We start from the raw sequence: 20,372 nt of genomic DNA on the forward strand, positions 1-20,372 counted from the left end.
CATATCACCTTCACACAAATATAAAAGCAAAATCTAAACCAACGTCAGCACAAGAAATAAATAAAAGTACCATCCAATAAAAAACCACCCGAAGGTGGCTTTTCAAAACACTAGCTTTAAATTAACCAATGAACTTACGTGCATTACGGAACATACGTAACCAAGCACCATCTTCAGTCCAATCTTCAGGCTTCCAAGAATGCTGTATAGCACGGAAGTTACGTTCAGGATGTGGCATCATAATTGTTGCACGACCATCTGTAGACGTTACACCCGAAATTGCTTCTGGTGAACCATTCGGGTTCATTGGATACTGCTGTGTCGCATTCCCCAAGCTGTCTACATAACGCAGAATCACTTGATTACCTGCATTAAGCGTCGCAATATTCGCATCAGATGTAACTACACGACCTTCACCATGCGCAACCGCGATTGGTAAAATAGAACCGTCCATATCTTGTAATAACACTGAGTTTGATTTTTCAACACGAACGTTTACAGCACGCGCTTCAAACATTTCAGAAGTATTACGATGGAAACGTGGCCACGCTTCAGCACCTGGAATTAACGGTGCAAGTTGTGACAACATTTGGCAACCGTTACAAATACCTAAAGAGAAGGTTTCGTCACGATTAAAGAATTTTTCGAATTGGTCACGAAGTTTCGGGTTAAATAACACCGATTTCGCCCAACCACCGCCTGCGCCCATTACGTCACCGTAAGAGAAACCGCCACACGCCACTAAGCCTTCAAAATCATCTAAGTCAATACGGCCTGCAAGCAAATCACTCATGTGAACGTCCACAGTATTAAAGCCCACTTTATCAAATGCAGCAGCCATTTCCACATGACCGTTTACACCTTGTTCGCGTAAAATAACCATGTTTGGACGGCGTAAATTGATATACGGTGCTTCCACAGATTCATTCAAATCAAATGTCGGTAATGCGATTAAGCCTTTGTGTTCTTTATTAGCAATCAAGCTATATTCTTGATCTGCTGTTTCTACGTTGTCACGTAAGCGTTGAATTTGATGTGATACTTCAGTCCATGCTTGTTGTAACTCAACACGGTCAAAATTCAAACCATTTACAGTCAAAGCATCAGTACTATTCACTGTACCCACTACTGTAATTGCATCTTTCAAGCTAGATGTTGCAACTTCAGCTTCTAGTGCAGTCCAATCCGCTTTTGAAATTTGCAATACTGCACCAATTTCTTCTGCAAATAGGCTTGCTGTAGATTGATCTTCTAATGCTACGCCTAAACGTGAAGCGAACATCATTTCTGCAACAGTTGCCAATAAACCGCCATCACCGATGTCATGGTAAGCCTGAATTAAGCCACGGTTGTTCCAATCTTGCACCAATGCAAAGAAGGCTTTGAAGTCATCGAAGCTGTCTACATCTGGTGTGATTGAACCAATTGCTTTGTACACTTGCGCTAAAATTGAACCACCTAAACGGAATTGACCTTTAGACAAGTCAATACGTACAAGTACAGACTCTAGGTTTTTAAGTTCAGGGGTTAATGTTTTGCGAACATCAGTTACGGGTGCAAATGCTGTAATTACACCTGTCATTGGTGACGTTACAGACTTGTCGATACCTTCGTCATTCCACGTGGTACGCATAGACAACGAGTCTTTACCCACTGGAATTGCAATACCTAACGCAGGACACATTTCCATACCAATGGCTTTTACGCCTTCGAATAGGGCTTGGTCTTCGCCTTGTTGACCTGCAGCTGCCATCCAGTTTGCAGACAATTTAATGTCACTAATCTGGTCAATTTTGGCACACATAATATTAGAAATAGACTCTGCAACTGACAAACGCGCAGATGCCGCTGGATTTAACAATGCCACTGGCGGACGTTCGCCCATTGCCATTGCTTCACCCGTGTAACCCACTAAACTGGTCGTTGTAACTGCAGCATCCGCTACAGGCACTTGCCAAGGGCCAACCATTTGGTCACGTGCAACCATACCTGTAATTGAACGGTCACCAATGGTGATTAGGAATGACTTAGATGCAACCGTTGGATTTTTAAGAACACGGTAAATCGCATCTTTCAAATCTGTTACAGATTCGGCTGTGAAATCATCGCCTTGGCGTTCAATTGTTTCATATGAACGGCTCATACGCGGTGTACCACCAAGCATTACTTGCATTGGCATATCCACAGCTTTGTTTTCAAACAATGGATCTTCAACGGTTAAGTGACGTGCTTCAGTCGCCTCACCCAATACCGCAAACGGACAACGTTCACGTGCACAGATCGATTCAAATAACTCTAAAGAACTTGGACGAATTGCCAATACATAACGTTCTTGCGCTTCGTTTGACCAGATTTCCATTGGAGACATACCTGACTCTAATGAAGGAATCTTACGAAGGTCAAGCACCGCACCCAATTCATGGTCATTTACAAGCTCAGGCATCGCATTCGATACACCGCCCGCGCCTACATCATGTACAGACACGATTGGGTTGTAATCTTCCATGCGCCAGCAAGTATCAATCACTTCTTGGCAACGGCGTTCCATTTCAGGATTTTCACGTTGTACTGAAGCGAAATCTAAGTTTTCACCCAATTTACCGCTATCGACAGAAGATGCTGCACCACCGCCTAAACCAATCAGCATGGCAGGCCCACCCAAAACAATGAGTAAGTCACCCGGTAGAATTGGGTCTTTTTCGACATGATCTGGACGAATGTTACCGTAACCGCCTGCAATCATAATTGGCTTGTGAAAACCTTTTACATCGCCATTCACGTTTTGTTCAAAAGTACGGAAATAACCATTTAAAGCAGGACGGCCAAATTCGTTATTAAACGCTGCACCACCTAAAGGACCATCAATCATGATCTGAAGTGCTGACGCCATACGTGATGGTTTGCCGTAATTATCTTCCCAAGGTTGTTCAAAACCAGGAATATTTAAGTTTGAAACAGTAAACGCAGTTAAACCCGCTTTCGGTTTACCACCGCGACCTGTTGCACCTTCATCACGAATTTCACCACCCGAACCTGTCGCCGCACCAGCAAACGGTGCAATCGCTGTAGGATGATTGTGCGTTTCTACCTTCATTAAGATATGAGCAGCTTGACTCTTATATTTATAAACGTGACGACCATTTTCATCTGCTTTTGGATAAAAACGTTGTGTGTCAAAGCCCACAATCACTGATGCGTTGTCTTTATATGCTGACAATACATCTGTTGGTGATTCTTTATAGGTGTTCTTAATCATTTGGAACAATGACAATGGTTGTTTTTCACCATCAATTGTCCATTCAGAACCAAAAATTTTATGACGGCAATGTTCAGAGTTTGCTTGCGCAAACATCATCAATTCGATGTCATGTGGGTTACGACCCATTTTGGTAAATGCAGCGGTTAAATAATCAATTTCTTCATCAGAAAGTGCAAAACCGAACTCTGAATTGGCTTTCACTAAAGCAGGCTTGCCTTCACCCAAAATATCAATTGAGTTTAAAGGTTTTGGCTCAGTTTCAGAAAATAATGTCGATGCATCATCAATCTGATTGAACGTACTTTCTGTCATACGGTCATGCAACACTTGTTTAACTTCATCAGTGATGTTAGCAACACCTTTTAAAGTAAACAAAACACCGCGTTCAAGGCGGTGTATCGGGGTATTACAGTTAGCAAAAATATCGGTTGCTTTAGATGACCACGGCGAAATTGTGCCGACGCGCGGTGTAACAAAAATCTGAACTTCATCACTTGCAGCTGGGTGTAATGCAAAAGATTGACCATCATTCAAAAGCTGTAAAGCAGCTTGTTGCTGTTGCTCGTTGAGCGCTTGGTCAAACAGATAGACCCATTGGCTTTCTATTGATTGGACAGAACTGATTGACGATAGACGTGTTAATAGTTGCGTTTTCTTAAAAGAAGAGTGTGCAGATGCACCGGCCACGATAAACATGCTGATTTTGGCTCCACGGGCTGGTCTTTTGAACCATGCCGCAATGTGACTTGAAGAGAGCGCATATTCTACTGCTAAAGCATATTTTCAGCTAGTGGTTAAAGCGCATAACACGACTTTCCCTCACTTTTTTTCAGTAAATAATTCAGTTTTTCTCTAATATTTAAACTGAAAAAATCAAAATGCAGAAATTAAATTGTACAAAAATAAACCACTTATCATTTTTTAACCAACTTCGACTCATACTTTATACTGCCCAATAATCAGAAAAAGGACATAAAAATTGATTTTTTTATTTACAAAACAATCTTGAATTTAAACACAGTCAGACCACTCGCTTATATCCAAAATATTGCTTTAAAATTTTGTTACTCTTTTTATTTTTTGGCTAAACAATTCAAATGCCAATGTACTTAAAATAATGCAATAGGATGATTTTTAATGTTATATTTTAAATATTCTGTATTTATATACTTTTTTAGTTACTTTACCCACGCCCATATATCAGCATTCACACACAATAAACAAAGCATTCATCAATAAATTTGATATAAATATGCTAAGCTCACCCTACTGTCTCTTTTCAATGTCCATTCTATCGGGCTTATAGACCAGTATTCTCTATCTGCTGTAGTCACAGATCTCACGCGTGTTTTTCGACATCTCTCTTACATGACTTACTACAGCATCTTTCCGCTCTATCGTTGAGCATCAAACCTAACCACTTAATAATTCTAATAATAAATGGTCATTACTATCTTTCAGGAGTAACTATGTTTCAGTTCTCTAGTACAGCAATTGTACTATTGATGATCCTATTTTATGGCATTACCTTTTTAATCTCATTACGAATTGGTCGTAAACATGAAAATGTTGATGGCTATATGGTTTCAAATGGTTCCATAGGCTTTGGTATGTCCGCCGCTAGTATGACGGCAACATGGATCTGGGCAGCCTCTTTTTATGCAGCAGCTTCCGCTGGATATAAATATGGTCTTTCTGGTGCGCTGCATTACGGTTTTTGGGGCGCGCTAATGATTTTGTTTATTTACCCTTTTGGAAAGCGCTTTAGAAAACTTGCACCAAATGCACATACCCTTGCAGAAATTATGCATGCGCGACATGGTAATCAAAGCCAATTGATTTTGGCAGGCTCCAATATTATTGGTAGTGTCATTAGCCTGATGGTCAATTTCACAGCTGCAGGGGCGCTGGTTGAAATTCTCTCTCCTTTAAGCTTTACCCAAGGCGTAATTATTACCGGTATTGGGGTATTGTCTTATACCTTATGGTCGGGTTTCCGTGCCTCTGTCTATACTGACTTTGCACAACTTATTGCCATGATTGTTGCCGCTGTCGTGATTATTCCAATTTTATTCTTCACTTTAGGTGGTCCTTCATTATTCCAAACAGGTATGCATCACTTAAATGCCGAACAAATGGATTTTTTCTCTAAAACAGCAGCACTCGAACAAGGTGCACCATTTTTTGTCGCGGTACTGGCTTATGCCATTGGTAATCAAACCATTGCACAACGCCTATTTGCAGTCCGCCAAGATCTGATCAAACCCAGTTTCATCACTGCCACAATTGGCTATGGCGCTATTGTCATTGGCTTAGGGATGTTGGGTTTATTCGCTTTATTTGCAGGTATCCATCCAATTGATGGCGATTTAAATAACTTAATTCCACAAATGGCGGCGACGTATCTTCCGCCATTTTTAGTTGGATTGTTATTTATCATGGTTATTGGTGCTTTATCATCTACTGCTGATGCTGATCTTTGCGCCTTATCTGCCATTATCATGACCGATATTTATGGCAAACAAATTGCAAAAAATCGGCCTCATCCTCAAAAAATGCTTTGGATTGGCCGTATCACCATGATCATTGCAACTGTATGCGGCATCATTTTTGCCACGTTTAAATTCGATATTTTGTCGATGTTGATTTTTGTTGGTGCATTATGGGGCGCGATTGTTTTTCCCGTCATTTCCAGTCTGTATTGGGACAAAGTGACAGCCAAAGCCTTTAATTGGTCTGTACTCATTGCTTTTATTAGTTTTTTAATGGTTCGTTTAAATTGGGTTTCATTAACAGGAATCACGGCATATTTATTTGAAATTATTGCCACGATTGGTGCGGGTGTCGTACTGGGTTTAATGAGCTTTGGCTTTTTTGGTAAAAAAGTTGGCGTCATTGTTGGGTGTATTACAACCATTATTCTACTGCCATATTGTCTTGGTTTTTTACGTAATTATCTTACTTTACTGAGTTCCTTAACCGCCTATGGGGCAAGCGCATTGGTATGCACAGTCATTACATTATTGTCATCACAAAAACGTTTTGATTTCCGTCGCATTAATGAATTGGTTGTTGAGTTTCATAGCCTCTCTAAAAAGCAAAAATAAGGAAAATTTTATGTCTACTTCACTTTTAACTTTCTATGTTCTAATTTGGCCATTTATTGCTAGCTTAGTTTTATTCGTACTCTGCTATGGTCTTTATAAAGACATCCAAGAGGCCAAAACAACGGGTAATGAGTTGGTTTAATCTAACCAATGAGCATTACATAAAATCCCCCCCATCAAACAGGATTGACTACGTTCAATCCTGTTTTTCAATCCCAAATAACTGACTCAAAGATCTTGGTAGCAATTAAACGACATTACGAAAACAACCGACAATTCATGTCGCACGACTCTAGTGCTTTTTTTAGTTTTTTGGCATGATGTTTTTAGCAAATAACTGAATAATGATAAATGACTCAAATGCGTTGGCTTGAACTACTTTCCACAGTTCGTATTGGCAGTAAAAAACAAAGCTCTGAACAGGCACGTAGTCCTTTTCACAAAGATTATGACCGTATTATTTTTTCACAAAGCTTTCGACAACTAAACCGAAAAACCCAAGTTCACCCACTAACACAACATGATGGAATTCACACCCGTTTGACCCATTCATTGGAAGTGTCCTGTATTGGTCGCTCACTAGGTATGTTGGCTGCTGAAAAAATTAAAGACCAACTCCCTGTCTGGATTTCCCCCGCCGATGTTGGCGCGATTATTCAAGCCGCTTGCCTTGCACACGACATTGGCAACCCCCCTTTTGGTCATGCAGGTGAATATGCCATTCGCGAATGGTTTGATGATGCCTCTCATACCGACTTTTTACGCGATTTAAGCCCTGAACAAGAAGCCGATGTGCGCCAATTTGAAGGCAATGCACAAGGCCTACGCCTGCTCACTAAAATTGATTATCACCCTAATGATGGTGGTATGCGCCTAACTTACGCAACTTTAGGGGCTTACTTAAAGTACCCATGGCTGTCTAAAACCATTGCATCACAAGGTAATATCCCTGCCAGTCAACGTGCCAAATTTGGTTGTTACCAAGCCGAAAAAGATATTTTGCAACAAATTGCAGAGCAACTTGGTTTAATTCAACTAGGCGATTATCACTATTGTCGCCATCCGCTAACTTACTTACTCGAAGCTGCCGATGATATGTGCTATGCACTCATTGATTTAGAAGACGGTATTATTTTGAACATGTTGCAGTATGAAGAAGTTGAACCCATTTTTCTGGAACTGATTGCAGATTACGGCGTACCCGAAGAACTTTCTATGCAAACCACCACATGGCAACAAAAAATTGCAGCCTTACGCGGGCGCGCCATGAAACGTTTGGTCGATGAAGTATCTACAGCATTTGCCAAACACCATTTTGAAATTTTATCAGGTCAACTGAAAGGTTCTTTATTGCAGTATTGTTCACCAGATATTGAAATAGGCATCAACCGAGCTAAAGAATTGGCGCGTGATAAAATTTTTGAACATCCACAAAAAGCAGGGCTAGAAATTATTGCGCATCAAAGCCTACAAAATATATTGGATGCCTTTATTCCCTTAACCACGCCACACAAAACTTTAAGCTTTAAAGAACAACGTTTAATTTCTATTTTGAACCGTTCTGGCGCACACTTTAATGATGATCATTACAGCAATATTATGCAGGTACTGGATATTATTTCTAAGTTTTCAGATCATCAGGCTTATCATTTATCTCAGGAACTACAAGGCAATAAAGTCGGTCTGATTTAGAAAAACCCATCGACTGCACCTAAAAATGATGCTTAAAGCAACATATTTTTAAAAATTAACTGTGTGCATTTTGCCTTTCTAGCAAATGCTCACTACTATGCAACTATTGATAGATAAGTGAAAAATTTAAAATGATTGGATGTCTGATTGGTGAAGTATTAGCTTTAGAAGCACCCACTGTTTTACTGAATGTAAATGGTGTAGGTTATGAAATTGACACGCCACTCACCACATTTTGCCAATTGCAAAAAGGTCAAAAAGTCACACTATGGACACATCTGACAGTACGTGAAGACGCCCAATTACTTTATGGCTTCTTAAACCAACAGGAAAAAACTATTTTCCGTACCCTGTTAAAAGTAAATGGTGTTGGCCCTAAAATGGCATTGGGTATTTTATCGACTTTAAGTGTCGACATGCTGATTCATACTGTAGAACATGAAGATATCAACACTTTAATTAAAGTACCAGGTGTCGGTAAAAAAACCGCTGAACGTTTAATGATTGAACTGCGTGACCGATTCAAAGCCATGTCTTCTGGCTTCGCACCGACCAATTCAACCACAACGCAAATTAAATTTACAGGTAACTCGGCTGTGGCAGAAGCCGAAGCCGCCTTACAATCTTTAGGCTATAAACCACTCGAGGCACAAAAATTAATTAATGCGGTAAAAGCAGACTATACAGAAGCCAGTGATATCATTCGCGCAGCTTTAAAATCAATGAATAAATAAATTCTATTTTTATATTACATCTATATCTCTTAAGGTCTAAAGTTCTAGACAAAATTAGATATATGAAGGCGACATGGATGTCGCCGTTAAACTGTGCTACATGGAAGTAGCATCAGTTTAATAAATGGGTTTTGTCACTTTTGCCCAGTCAAAAGTGAGAAGCGCCTATAAAATGGCATATAAAAGTTCAATCACTTTTTGAGGCTATAGCTCCTCTTCAACGATATAGAGATTAGTTCAATCAATATGCAAGACCGTCTTATCAGTGGTTCAGAAAAACCTGAAGATCACTTTGATCGTGCCATCCGCCCTGCCACACTAGAAGACTATATTGGTCAGCCAGTCGTGCGCGAGCAAATGGAAATCTTTATTGGCGCTGCCCGTGGCCGTGGCGAGGCACTGGATCACACCTTAATTTTTGGCCCACCTGGTTTAGGTAAAACCACGCTGGCCAATATCATTGCACGTGAAATGGGGGGCAATCTGAAATCGACCTCTGGCCCAGTGCTTGAGCGTGCAGGCGATTTAGCGGCCATGCTCACCAATCTGGAAGAAGGTGATGTTTTATTTATTGATGAAATTCACCGTCTTTCACCCGTCATTGAAGAAATTTTATATCCTGCGATGGAAGACTATCAGCTGGATATTATGATTGGTGAAGGCCCTGCTGCCCGTTCAATCAAACTGGATTTACCACCCTTTACCTTGGTGGCCGCAACCACACGTGCAGGTTTACTGACCTCACCACTTCGTGACCGTTTTGGTATTGTGCAACGCTTAGAGTTTTATTCAGTAGAAGACCTAACGCATATTGTAACGCGCTCGGCTTTATTGATGGATGTACCCATGACAGGTGACGGCGCTAAAGAGATTGCCCGTCGTGCACGTGGTACACCACGTATTGCCAACCGTTTATTACGTCGTGTTCGTGATTATGCACAAGTCAAAGGCACAGGTGAAGTTAACCAAGATATGGCACAACGTGCTTTGGATATGCTGAAAGTAGATAAAGATGGTTTAGATACTTTAGACCGTCGTTATTTAAGTATGTTACTTGAACGTTTTGATGGTGGGCCTGCTGGTGTAGAAGCACTGGCTGCAGCTATGGCAGAAGACTCAGGAACCTTAGAAGATGTCATTGAACCCTACTTAATTCAACAAGGTTATGTAATGCGTACTGCACGTGGACGTATTGCCACCAATATGGCGTATTTACAATTTGGCATGACACCGCCTGAGCCAAAGTAAAACTTAAAAACTAAACCTGCTACTGACTTCATTTAGTCAGGTTTAGTTAACTCAATAGCTAAAATAGAACTGTCTTTTAATGTCTTGGTTATAAAAAACTAACGGTATCAACGTGATCTTTTAGAATCTTACATTTTTCAGCAATGTCATTTCTATTATTGGAAACTTATAATCGCTGTAAATCTAAGAAAGGCTCCTGCACTCTGTTTAAAATTTCAATAAGCTGACTCAACTTTATCTAACCCCCAAATAGCACCATCATACTTGAAATTTTATTTACCAATATTATCAAATAGATAAATTCATTTAAACTTTATTTTTATGTAAAACACAACATTACTTACAAAGAAGAAATCACCCTCACTTCTTCCACCAACATCAATTCACAAGCACCTGCACCCGTATCATCTCTACTTAAGGAACTGCGCCATGTCCAACCATCTGTGGCTATAACTTCCACCAATTGCCCTTTCAAAGAAATTAAATCATCTTTATCAATGCTTTTTAATTTTTGAGCAATGTCTGCCGTTGCTGGTATTAAATGTGTATTCGCGCTGTGTGTTGATATTTCATTGACAGGTATAGGCGGGTTATTTTCATAACGCCAATGATACCATCGCCCACTTTGTCGGATGGATAATTGCTGATACACACTCGGTTCAGCCATTGCACCCCAACCCAATGCAAAATCGACAGGGCTCAACTCTGCTTCACGCCCAAGACTATAATTTTCTTTAGATAACACACGAAATTCACCTGAATATGGTGCTAAATTGGTAATGGTATAGCCTTTAAACTGATGAACCGCTTCAGTTGCTGAACCTTGTGAATTTTCTAAAATACCAACGTCAGATTTGGGCCAATACGACCACAGTGCAAAACCAATCGCGATAATGATAAGAATTTTAAACCAACGGCTCATCTTGATCCCTCAAAAACCCACTTGCATATTAACTAATATTTATCTTAAAAATAATCAATCTAATTTGATTTGAAACCTTGTGCCATTGGTCTAAACACTCAGGATGCTAAACTCCACAGCGTTACAGCGCTTGACCTTCAACAAATAAAGCGTCACCTTAAATGGCCTTATTATCTTGCTTAATCATAGCGATAATTCAGCAAATAGATTCAAAACGGAACATACTCATGGCGAATAAATTCGAGTTCAACATTCGTGTCTACATTGAAGATACAGATGCGGGCGGCATTGTCTATCACGCTAACCACATCCGTTTTATGGAACGGTCACGTACTGAATGGCTTCGCGCATCTGGTATTAGTCACTACTGGCATCAAAAAGATTACAACTTTGTTGTACACAAAATAAATGTCAAATATTCACGTCCCATTTTAATGGATGATTTGATTACTGTTACAGCCAGCGTTGTTTCTTGTAAAGCTACGTCATTTGTATTGCAACAAAATATTTATCGTGGTGATATTATGCTTGCTTCAGGTGAGGTAGAATTGGCCTGTATCAGTGTAGATGGTATGCGACCTACTCGACTTCCAGAAGAAATTCGTCAGCTGATTCTGAAAGAATTGGAACAAGATTAAAAAAATTAATTGGCTCAATGTAACTATGGCAACTCAACTCGATTCAACGCTTCACATATCAGATCTTATTTTACAAGCAAGTCCTGTCGTCCAACTGGTTATGCTTTTGCTTTTATTGGCTTCGCTATACAGTTGGTATCTGATTGCCAAGTTGCATATGGGTTACAAAAAAGCGCAGGCAGATGATGAACATTTTCAAAAAATCTTCTGGTCTGGTGCTGAATTAAATACCCTATATAACAATGCCCAACTCAACTCTAAACGTGTTGGATTGGAAGATATTTTCTATCAAGGTTTAGGTGAGTTTTTAAAACTTAAAAAGCATAAAGCCCCTACTACGCAAATGGTCGAAGGCACTGAGCGTATGTTACGGGTCGGCTTAAGTCGCGACCAAAGTCAATTGGAACAAGGCTTAGGTGCTTTGGCCAGTATTGGCTCTGTTGCTCCTTATATTGGTCTATTTGGTACTGTTTGGGGCATTATGAATGCCTTTATTGGTCTAGCCGATGTAGACCAAGTCACGCTTGCAACTGTTGCACCCGGCATTGCAGAAGCCTTAATTGCGACTGCAATTGGTTTATTTGCCGCCATTCCAGCAGTATTGGCATTTAACCATTACACAGCAAAAGGTGAAACAGTCTACTCAGACCGTGCTTTATTTTCAGAAGAAATGGTGGCTTTATTACAACGTCAGTCATTGGGTTCTGATCAGGAACATCACTAATGGCTATTCAACGTTCTGGACGCTTCGAGCGTATTAAGAAACCACTAAAAAGTGATATGAATGTCGTTCCGTACATTGACGTCATGTTGGTGCTTTTGGTTATTTTTATGGTCACAGCACCCATGATTACCAGTGGGATTAAAGTTGACCTCCCTCAAGCCAGTGGTAATCCCATCGAATCTAAAGACGCCCCTGCAATGGTAACTTTAGATCAAGATGGTAAATACTATTTAGAATATAAAGAACATAAAGCTGAACCTTTAGACTTAGCACAACTCACTCAAGTTTTAACCGACGCTCAAATTCAAGCTAAGGCTGACAATAAAGAATTGAATGTGGTGATTCGCGGTCACAATACCCGTCCTTATGGAGATATTATTTCTCTTATGGGGGGGTTACAAGATGCGGGTTTAACTCAAGTTGGACTGCTGACAGAGCCATTAAAGTAATTTATGAAAGATTTTAAAAAGCCTCCTTTTCAACAAAAAGCAGTCGCAATTGGCTTCACCGTTGGTGTGCATGTCATTGTTATTGTGGGCTTGCTTTATCTTGGCATGAGCAAACCGCCTGAGCAGCCGAAACCCATTAGAACGGTCTTAATCAAACCCGAAGACTTAATTTCTACACCGCGTGAAGAAACTGAGTTTACTGAAACAGCACATGAAAATGTGGCCAAAGAAATCACTCAAACAGCTGAACCCGTGCAAGAACCTGCACCAGTGATTCCAACAGCAACACCTCCAATGCCAGTACCATTCCCTAAACCTGTGCCAGCAAAACCAGAAACCTCACAGCAAGATGCACAAAAAGCCGCTCAACAGGCAAAATTGGCTGAATTAGCAGCGCGTAAAATTGCAGATGACGCCAAACGTGTAGAACAAAAGCGCAAAGCAGATGAAGTTGCCCAACTTAAAGCACAAGCCGATGCGCAGGCTAAAGCAGAAAATAAGGCCAAAGCGGATGCACAAGCCAAAGCCAATGCAGATAGCAAACGCCAAGCCGATGCTGAAGCCAAAGCTGCACAAGCCAAGGCCAGCGCGGAGTCTAAACGCAAAGCAGATTTAGACGCAAAACGCTTAGCTGACAATGCCAAGCTAAAAGCTCAACAAGACGAAAAAGCTAAGGCAAATGCAGAGGCGAAAAAAATTGCCGATGCGAAAGCTAAAACTGACGCACTGGCCAAAGCAAACGCTGATGCAAAAACCAAAGCAGATGCACAAGCGAGAGCCAATGCAGACGCGAAAGCGAAAGCTGATGCAAAAACCAAGGCCGATGCACAAGCGAAGGCCAATGCGGATGCAAAAGCGAAAGCAGACGCAAAAACCAAGACGGATGCACAAACGAAGGCCAATACAGACGCAAAAGCAAAAGCTGATGCAAAAACTAAGGCCGATGCACAAGCGAAAGCCAATGCAGACGCGAAAGCGAAAGCAGATGCAAAAACTAAGGCCGATGCACAGGCCAAAGCCAATGCAGACGCGAAAGCGAAAGCAGATGCCGAAGCAAAAGAATATGCGGCTGCAGAAGCAAAAGCATCTTCAGCCAAAAAAGCCGCTGAAGAAGCTGCTCAGAAAAAAGCGGAAGCCAAACAAATTGCTTCTACTGCAAAACGTGACTTTGAAAGCAAAATTAAACGCGCTTGGGACACACCAATAGGTTCGACAGGAAAATCAGCAACTGCACGTATTACACTAACGGAAAGTGGTGCTGTACGTTCTGTCATTGTAAATTCTAGTGACCCCGATATGAAAGCCAGTATCGAAGCTGCCGTTCGTGCGGCTGCGCCATATCCAATGCCATCAGACCCTGATGCACGTCGTGAAGCACAAAATCTAACATCTACATTTAAATCATCCAATTAAAACCCAATACCCTTTGAACATTCAGAGGGTTTTTAAATATTAACCAATGACACAATGATGAAAATATTTAGAATGTCGCACCTATTTAAATATAGCCCCACCAAACAGTTCTTCTTCTGACATTTTTTCACAGTCGAATAACAGATTAGTCATAATGTTGTACTTTAAATATTTTTAAAACATGCCATTATGTGGCACATTCACATTAACAAGAATTCATAGATTTAGAGTATTTAGCGAATGATGGAAATGACGCGAAAACATCTGCTCTGCTTAACCGTATTAACCGCTTTAAGTCCAGTTTTAATAAGCCAATCACATGCACAGTTGCATTTGGAAATTACTAAAGCTCCCGAAGAAGCGCCTAAAATTGCGATTGTGCCGTTCAGTAATGATCAGAACCTTTATCCAATTATTGAAAATGATTTAAACCGTTCTGGAAAATTCACCAGTTCGTCAAAAAATCTGCCTGCAACCGCTACACTGAACAGTCCCAATGCTGAAGCTTGGCAAGCAGCAGATGTACCTTATGTGGTTACAGGATCAATAAAACCTATAGCCGATGGTTCATATGAAATTCATTATCAACTGTACGATGTACAAAAAAAGCAGTATTTACTGAATGAATTACTGACTGTACCTGCTTCACGTACCCGACAAGCAGCACACATGATCAGTGATGCGATTTATCAGGCACTCACAGGTATTGCAGGTGATTTTAGTGGTCGTATCGCCTATGTACTGCGTAATCCAACCACACCTGAACAGCGCTATACATTGCAAATTGCCGATACAGATGGCGAGCAACCTAAAACTATTTTAACGTCACGTGATCCAATTTTATCCCCTGCTTGGACACCTGACGCTAAAAAAATTGCCTATGTTTCATTTGAAACCAAACGTCCTGCTATTTATGTACAAGACCTAGCAACAGGTGGACGTGAAAAATTAGCCAGTTTCCGTGGGCTAAATGGTGCGCCAAGCTTCTCGCCTGATGGCAAAAGTATGCTGTTCACGGCATCTATGCATGGCAATCCTGAAATCTATCAAATGGATTTAAATACGCGTCAGTTAAAACGCATGACCAATGATAGTGCGATTGACACCGAAGCACGCTATGCCCCTGATGGTAAATCATTTATTTACACTTCTGACCGTGGTGGCTCACCGCAAATCTATCGCTATAATTTAGATGATGGCAGTAGTAAACGCCTGACCTTCCGCGGTGCATTTAATGCACGTGGTAGCTTAAGTGCCGATGGCAAAAAGCTGGCACTTGTCCATCGACCAAGTGGCAGTAATTACAAAGTCGCTGTACAAAATATTGACTCTGGCGTGACGAATATTTTAACCCCGACCAGTCTGGACGAATCACCAAGTTTCTCTCCAAATGGACAAATGGTGGTTTATGCAACGCGCGAAAATAACCGTGGCTTACTGTCTATTATGTCCTTAGATGGTCGTTTCCGCATGAACTTACCAAGTGAACAAGGTGAAGTGCGTGAACCTGCTTGGGCACCAAAATAATTTTTATTCAAAATCAATTTCATGGAGATAACAATGAACGCAGTTAAATTATTCATACTTCCAGTTTTAGCCACAGCTCTCATCATGACAGGTTGTGCGAACCGCAAACCGACAACAACAGTCGATCCAACACAAAACCCAAATGGTTCTTCAAGTGTAAATACTGATGGACTCAGCGAAGATGCAGCCCTTAATGCACAAAATCTTGTAGGCGCATCATCAAAAGGTGTAACTGAAGCCAACAAAGCATTTTTAGCAAAGCGTGTTGTACATTTTGACTATGACAGTACAGAACTTTCTAATACCGATTTACAAACCCTTCAGGCACATGCACAGTTCCTTGTTGCAAATGCAAATTCACGTGTGGCTTTAACAGGCCATACCGATGAACGTGGTACACGTGAATACAATATGGCACTGGGCGAACGTCGTGCGAAAGCAGTAGAAAGCTTCCTTGTGACAAGTGGTGTCAGCGCGAATCAGTTAGAAGCTGTCAGTTACGGCAAAGAAATGCCAATTAATGCAGGTCATGATGAAAACGCCTGGAAAGAAAACCGCCGTGTAGAAATCAACTACGAAGCCGTTCCACCGCTGTTAAAATAATTCGATAATTTATGACAGCACTATTTACTGTCTAAAGTATAAAAAAAGCACTCTATTTTGAGTGCTTTTTTTATAGACCTGAAAGAGCTATCGCATTTTCACTTTAAGCTTGTTCAGGTTTCTCTTCTGAGCTTTCTTGGGTATTTTGCATAGATTCAATTAAATCATGTTTATTGAACTTTTTATATTCAGCTTTAGACTCGTAACCACTCCACGCTTCTTTCACGTTATCTTTAGAAATTTCGTCTAAATTCAAGCCTTCACTCGCGGTTGGAGTCGCATCAAATTTTTGTGTAGTCATTGTTGTGCTCCGTGCATTCTATTTAATATCTACTTTCAACATAGCAGGTTCCCCAAGACTTGCAAGGGTAAAATCACAACAGATCGTACAGTTTAATTGTCCTTTTCCCTCATTCTCATCTAAAATACTCGGTTATTCTATTCCGATCATTTTTGACCGCTTTTAATTTTGGAGCATTCCCGTTATGTCACATTTAAGCCTTTCCCAATTTTTACAACAACAAAGTGGAAATTTAACACCTGCATTAGCACAAGTAATTGAAACTATTGGCGATACATGCAAAGCCATTGATCAATTATTACAAAAAGGCGCTTTGGCTGGTGTATTAGGCAGTGCACAACATGAAAATGTTCAAGGTGAAGAGCAAAAAAAATTAGATGTTATTTCTAATGATTATTTAATTGATGCGTTAAAAGTTCATCCACATGTTGGTGGTTTGGCTTCAGAAGAGCTTGATGAATTTACAGCGGGTCAAGAAAATGGCGACTATTTAGTATTATTTGACCCTTTAGATGGTTCAAGCAATATCGATATTAATATGTGTGTGGGTACAATTTTTTCTATTCTTCCTGCAAAAAATGCAGTGACGCAAGCTGAAGATTTTCTGCAAGCTGGTGTTCAGCAAGTCTCTGCTGGTTATGTCCTGTATGGCCCATCGACCATGATGGCTTTAACTGTTGGTGCTGGTGTGGTGTTCTTTACCTTCGACCCAGAAAGCCAAGAGTTTTTACTTACTACAAATGCGATTACCGTCGCTGCTGACACCAAAGAATATGCCATTAATGCATCTAATCAGCGTCATTGGGAAGAACCTGTAAAACGCTATGTAGATGAATTACTTGCGGGCACAACTGGTCCACGTGAAAAAGACTTCAATATGCGTTGGGTCGCATGTATGGTAGGTGATATTCACCGTATTCTTTGCCGTAGCGGTATTTTTATGTATCCATACGACCTTAAAGACCCTAAAAAAGCCGGTCGCCTACGTTTAATGTACGAAGCAAACCCAATGAGCATGTTACTTGAACAAGCTGGTGGCGCATCAACCACTGGACGCGTACGCATTTTGGATATTCAACCTACTGAACTTCATCAACGTGTGCCAGTCATTATTGGCTCTAAAAATGAAGTCGAACTGGTAACCAGCTACCATAACTAATTACTTAAACGGTGGTTAGTTGGTCTGATCACCGTGGACTATATCTCCCATGTCGACTATTTTTCTTGAATCTAAAGATAACCCTAAAATTAAACATTTACGTGGGTTAATCGAACAGAATTCTTTTCGTAAAAAGCAAGGCCAAACGGTTCTTGAAGGAACGCATTTAGCGCTTTCATGGTTACAAGCAAATAGAAAAATTAATTCTATTTTCACCACAGAACATGCACTCGAACACCCTGATTTTGAAGAAATTCTGAATAGCTACACAGGTCATGTTTTTGTAATTGGCGAATCTTTGTATAAAGATTTAAGTACACTTGGAACAACATTGGCATGCTTGGCAATTGTCGACTTACCAAACTCACGCCAAGCCTTACAATACGATCAAGACACCTTAATTTTAGAAAATGTTCAAGATCCTGGCAATGCGGGTACATTACTACGCTCTGCAGCTGCAGCAGGTATTAAGCAAGTTGTGTGTACCAAAGGTTCGGCATCATTATGGTCACCTCGCGTTCTTCGCGCAGGTATGGGCGCACATTTTTCATTGCAAACTTTTGAAAACTTAGTATTGGAAGATTTTCTAGAGCGCTTTGAGATTCCAGTTTATGTCACCAGCTCACACCAAGCTGAGAGTTTATACTCAAAAGACTTAAGCAAAGCCTGTGTCTGGGTTTTAGGCAATGAAGGACAAGGCGTAAGCGATTATGCCTTAGCACATGCAGAAGCCGTATGTATTCCACAGCCTGGAGGTCAAGAATCATTGAATGTCGCCATTGCGGGTTCAGTGTGTTTCTTTGAAATGGTTCGCCAACGCCTTTAAATCGTTATTTTATTTTAATTGAGCCCGCTCAGTTAAAAAAATAGATTAAACTAGAAAAATAACAATTTGTTTGTCAACCAAACCATCATTTTCAGCGTTGTATGTATATGAATTTGGAAATGATGGTGGGTATCCAATGACAGGATTTTCCATCTCTATGGATTTAGCGCCAAAACAGTCAGATGTGGCAGATTCTAGTGCTTTAAAAAGTACTGCTGAGTCTCGTCTAAAGAACTTCATGAAAGAAGTGACTGGTCGTGCGCTCGTTATGATGGAAAGTGCAACCCAAAGCCAACATGGCATTGCCACGGACTTGGTTCAGGAAGCGTTTATCTCATTGCATAAATCTTATGCAGATAAATCTACTGAAGAATGGTATCCCCTGTTCTACACCATCTTAAACAACAAGTTACAAGATTGGCGTCGTAAAGAAGCACGACGTGCTCAACCTTTCTCTTTCTTTAGAAAAGTGACTTTAGATGATGAAGACCTTGAGCTTAATGATGTTATAGATGAGTCCACACCAAATCCATTCGATTTTATTGACCGAGCTGTCACTGCTGATGAAATTAAAGCAGCGATATCTCAATTACCTGCCAGACAACAACAGGCTTTCATGCTTCGGGCTTGGGAAGGGTTTGATACACATACCACTGCTGAAATTATGAATTGTTCTGAAGGCAGTGTAAAAACGCATTATCATCGTGCTATACAAGGTTTACGTACTTCTCTGGCACATTTAAATCCTAATATGGGAGGGTCATCCGAATGAAACAAGATGATTTCTTAAAACAAGTAACTTCCAAACTTGATGGACTTGCACAGCAAAATAAACATAAAGCGACTGTGATGAATAATGTTCTTGAAGAAATTCATGAGCAAAAAACATCACGCTACAGCTTTTTGAAAATGTCAGGCTTTGCATTGGCTGCCGCCATTACTGGCTTTGTGATCTTGCCTAATGCTGTCACATTAAATGAGACGCCACAAACTCAAGTTGTTTCTGTACCTAAACTTTCACCGCAAATGGTAGAAGATTTAGAAATGTTGATGGTTTTAGGCGAGGACAAAACTCCCCATGGTAGCTAAAAAGTTGGTAATTGCTTTTTGCGCATTCAGTTTTCTGCAAACCAGTTTTGCTGGGTTTGATCGTTTTTGGCTTTTTTCGAAAAATGCCGATACACAAGTGAATGAAACATGGGGCTCACTTTCTGATAGTGAACAATCAGCGTTAATTAAACGCTATCAATCATTAAAAGAAATTCCGACGGAACAGAGTGTCAGCCTACAGCAACGTATGGATTGGTTTACCCAACTTCCTGAAACAGAAAAACAGAAAATGCGTGAAACTTGGCAAAAAATGAGTAGCCAAGAACGTAAAGATCTTGCTCATCGCCTACAAAAAGCAACACCAAATGAACGTAGTACGATTCGCGAAGAATACGTGAATAAATATCTGAATGTTGAAACCAGTGAACATTAATCAACCTACTTCAGTAATACCAAGCTAAAGACCGCCAATATTATTATCTATAATTTTAACTTAATCCTTATCATTGCCATTGAGCTTAAATCCCCCCTATAACTAGGTAATCCCAATCAATGAAGGGGTTTTACCATTAAGCCTTCTTAGCTTTTAGCTCTTTACGACAGGTTTTTATCTTTGTTGCTCTTCGTCTGAGAAGCTAAAAATCAAATACTTTAGATCAGCTTAAACAAGACATTCAAAATATATTTTGAGCCCGAAAAAAGCTTCTTGCGGTACACTTC

Annotated in this window: 19 protein-coding genes; 16 read left to right on the forward strand and 3 right to left on the reverse strand. The window is 40.4% G+C overall.

Features of this window, described 5'->3' with window-relative positions; translation table 11 throughout:
* Positions 1 to 121 precede the first annotated feature (121 nt).
* Positions 122 to 3,955 carry a phosphoribosylformylglycinamidine synthase gene (gene purL / locus BBP83_RS08150; RefSeq protein ID WP_068887315.1) on the reverse strand — a complete coding sequence of 1,278 codons (3,834 nt, stop codon included), beginning with the start codon at positions 3,953 to 3,955 and terminating at the stop codon, positions 122 to 124.
* 773 nt (positions 3,956 to 4,728) lie between these two features.
* Between purL and BBP83_RS08155 the strand changes: the two genes are divergently transcribed.
* From BBP83_RS08155 to ruvB, 5 genes are all read left to right on the forward strand, one after another.
* Positions 4,729 to 6,366 carry a sodium:solute symporter family protein gene (locus tag BBP83_RS08155; protein ID WP_068887317.1) on the forward strand — a complete coding sequence of 546 codons (1,638 nt, stop codon included), beginning with the start codon at positions 4,729 to 4,731 and terminating at the stop codon, positions 6,364 to 6,366.
* Between the two features lie 10 nt (positions 6,367 to 6,376).
* Entirely contained in the window at positions 6,377 to 6,508 is a 132-nt protein-coding gene (locus BBP83_RS15350) for a putative transporter small subunit (protein ID WP_213030440.1), read from the forward strand.
* Between the two features lie 209 nt (positions 6,509 to 6,717).
* Positions 6,718 to 8,058 (forward strand): deoxyguanosinetriphosphate triphosphohydrolase, encoded by a 1,341-nt coding sequence (locus tag BBP83_RS08160; RefSeq protein ID WP_068887319.1) that lies wholly within the window; start codon positions 6,718 to 6,720, stop codon positions 8,056 to 8,058.
* 131 nt (positions 8,059 to 8,189) lie between these two features.
* Entirely contained in the window at positions 8,190 to 8,792 is a 603-nt protein-coding gene (ruvA, locus tag BBP83_RS08165) for a Holliday junction branch migration protein RuvA (RefSeq protein ID WP_068887321.1), read from the forward strand.
* A 246-nt stretch (positions 8,793 to 9,038) separates the two neighbouring features.
* Positions 9,039 to 10,040, forward strand: coding sequence for a Holliday junction branch migration DNA helicase RuvB (ruvB, locus tag BBP83_RS08170; protein WP_068887323.1), 1,002 nt, complete (start codon positions 9,039 to 9,041; stop codon positions 10,038 to 10,040).
* Between the two features lie 340 nt (positions 10,041 to 10,380).
* On the opposite strand, the gene BBP83_RS08175 is transcribed toward ruvB, so the two are convergent.
* On the reverse strand, positions 10,381 to 10,962 hold the full coding sequence (locus BBP83_RS08175) for a hypothetical protein (protein WP_068887325.1): 582 nt from the start codon (positions 10,960 to 10,962) through the stop codon (positions 10,381 to 10,383).
* A 227-nt stretch (positions 10,963 to 11,189) separates the two neighbouring features.
* Here BBP83_RS08175 and ybgC point away from each other — a divergent pair, with 227 nt between their 5' ends.
* The 6 genes from ybgC to pal all read left to right on the forward strand — a co-directional run bounded on the left by ybgC (position 11,190) and on the right by pal (position 16,316).
* Positions 11,190 to 11,600 (forward strand): tol-pal system-associated acyl-CoA thioesterase, encoded by a 411-nt coding sequence (gene ybgC, locus BBP83_RS08180; RefSeq protein ID WP_068887327.1) that lies wholly within the window; start codon positions 11,190 to 11,192, stop codon positions 11,598 to 11,600.
* A 25-nt stretch (positions 11,601 to 11,625) separates the two neighbouring features.
* Positions 11,626 to 12,324 carry a protein TolQ gene (gene tolQ, locus BBP83_RS08185; RefSeq protein WP_068887329.1) on the forward strand — a complete coding sequence of 233 codons (699 nt, stop codon included), beginning with the start codon at positions 11,626 to 11,628 and terminating at the stop codon, positions 12,322 to 12,324.
* The gene (gene tolR, locus BBP83_RS08190) at positions 12,324 to 12,773 is read left to right on the forward strand and encodes a protein TolR (protein ID WP_068887331.1); all 450 of its coding nucleotides are present in this window, start codon (positions 12,324 to 12,326) and stop codon (positions 12,771 to 12,773) included. Before tolQ ends, tolR begins: the two co-directional genes overlap by 1 nt.
* Positions 12,774 to 12,776: 3 nt before the next feature.
* Positions 12,777 to 14,186: a cell envelope integrity protein TolA gene (gene tolA, locus BBP83_RS08195; RefSeq protein ID WP_068887333.1), complete on the forward strand. Its 1,410-nt coding sequence runs from the start codon at positions 12,777 to 12,779 to the stop codon at positions 14,184 to 14,186.
* A gap of 243 nt (positions 14,187 to 14,429) precedes the next feature.
* Complete coding sequence (gene tolB, locus BBP83_RS08200; RefSeq protein ID WP_171258071.1) at positions 14,430 to 15,713, forward strand: Tol-Pal system beta propeller repeat protein TolB; 1,284 nt, start codon at positions 14,430 to 14,432, stop codon at positions 15,711 to 15,713.
* Between the two features lie 33 nt (positions 15,714 to 15,746).
* Positions 15,747 to 16,316, forward strand: coding sequence for a peptidoglycan-associated lipoprotein Pal (gene pal / locus BBP83_RS08205; RefSeq protein WP_068887337.1), 570 nt, complete (start codon positions 15,747 to 15,749; stop codon positions 16,314 to 16,316).
* Positions 16,317 to 16,419: 103 nt separating this feature from the next.
* Here the strand turns inward: pal and BBP83_RS08210 are convergent, their stop codons facing one another.
* Positions 16,420 to 16,617, reverse strand: a complete 198-nt coding sequence (locus BBP83_RS08210; RefSeq protein WP_068887339.1) for an NF038105 family protein — start codon at positions 16,615 to 16,617, stop codon at positions 16,420 to 16,422.
* A 184-nt stretch (positions 16,618 to 16,801) separates the two neighbouring features.
* Between BBP83_RS08210 and BBP83_RS08215 the strand changes: the two genes are divergently transcribed.
* From BBP83_RS08215 to BBP83_RS08235, 5 genes are all read left to right on the forward strand, one after another.
* Entirely contained in the window at positions 16,802 to 17,776 is a 975-nt protein-coding gene (locus BBP83_RS08215) for a class 1 fructose-bisphosphatase (RefSeq protein WP_068887341.1), read from the forward strand.
* Positions 17,777 to 17,825: 49 nt separating this feature from the next.
* Positions 17,826 to 18,602: a TrmH family RNA methyltransferase gene (locus BBP83_RS08220; protein WP_068887343.1), complete on the forward strand. Its 777-nt coding sequence runs from the start codon at positions 17,826 to 17,828 to the stop codon at positions 18,600 to 18,602.
* 157 nt (positions 18,603 to 18,759) lie between these two features.
* Positions 18,760 to 19,374: an RNA polymerase sigma factor gene (locus BBP83_RS08225; protein ID WP_068887345.1), complete on the forward strand. Its 615-nt coding sequence runs from the start codon at positions 18,760 to 18,762 to the stop codon at positions 19,372 to 19,374.
* Positions 19,371 to 19,691 (forward strand): hypothetical protein, encoded by a 321-nt coding sequence (locus tag BBP83_RS08230; protein ID WP_068887347.1) that lies wholly within the window; start codon positions 19,371 to 19,373, stop codon positions 19,689 to 19,691. The genes BBP83_RS08225 and BBP83_RS08230 overlap by 4 nt, the downstream gene beginning before the upstream one ends.
* Positions 19,681 to 20,085: a DUF3106 domain-containing protein gene (locus BBP83_RS08235; RefSeq protein ID WP_068887349.1), complete on the forward strand. Its 405-nt coding sequence runs from the start codon at positions 19,681 to 19,683 to the stop codon at positions 20,083 to 20,085. Before BBP83_RS08230 ends, BBP83_RS08235 begins: the two co-directional genes overlap by 11 nt.
* Positions 20,086 to 20,372 lie beyond the last annotated feature (287 nt).

The sequence above is a fragment of the Acinetobacter celticus genome (genome assembly GCF_001707755.1).
GTDB classification, from domain to species: domain Bacteria; phylum Pseudomonadota; class Gammaproteobacteria; order Pseudomonadales; family Moraxellaceae; genus Acinetobacter; species Acinetobacter celticus.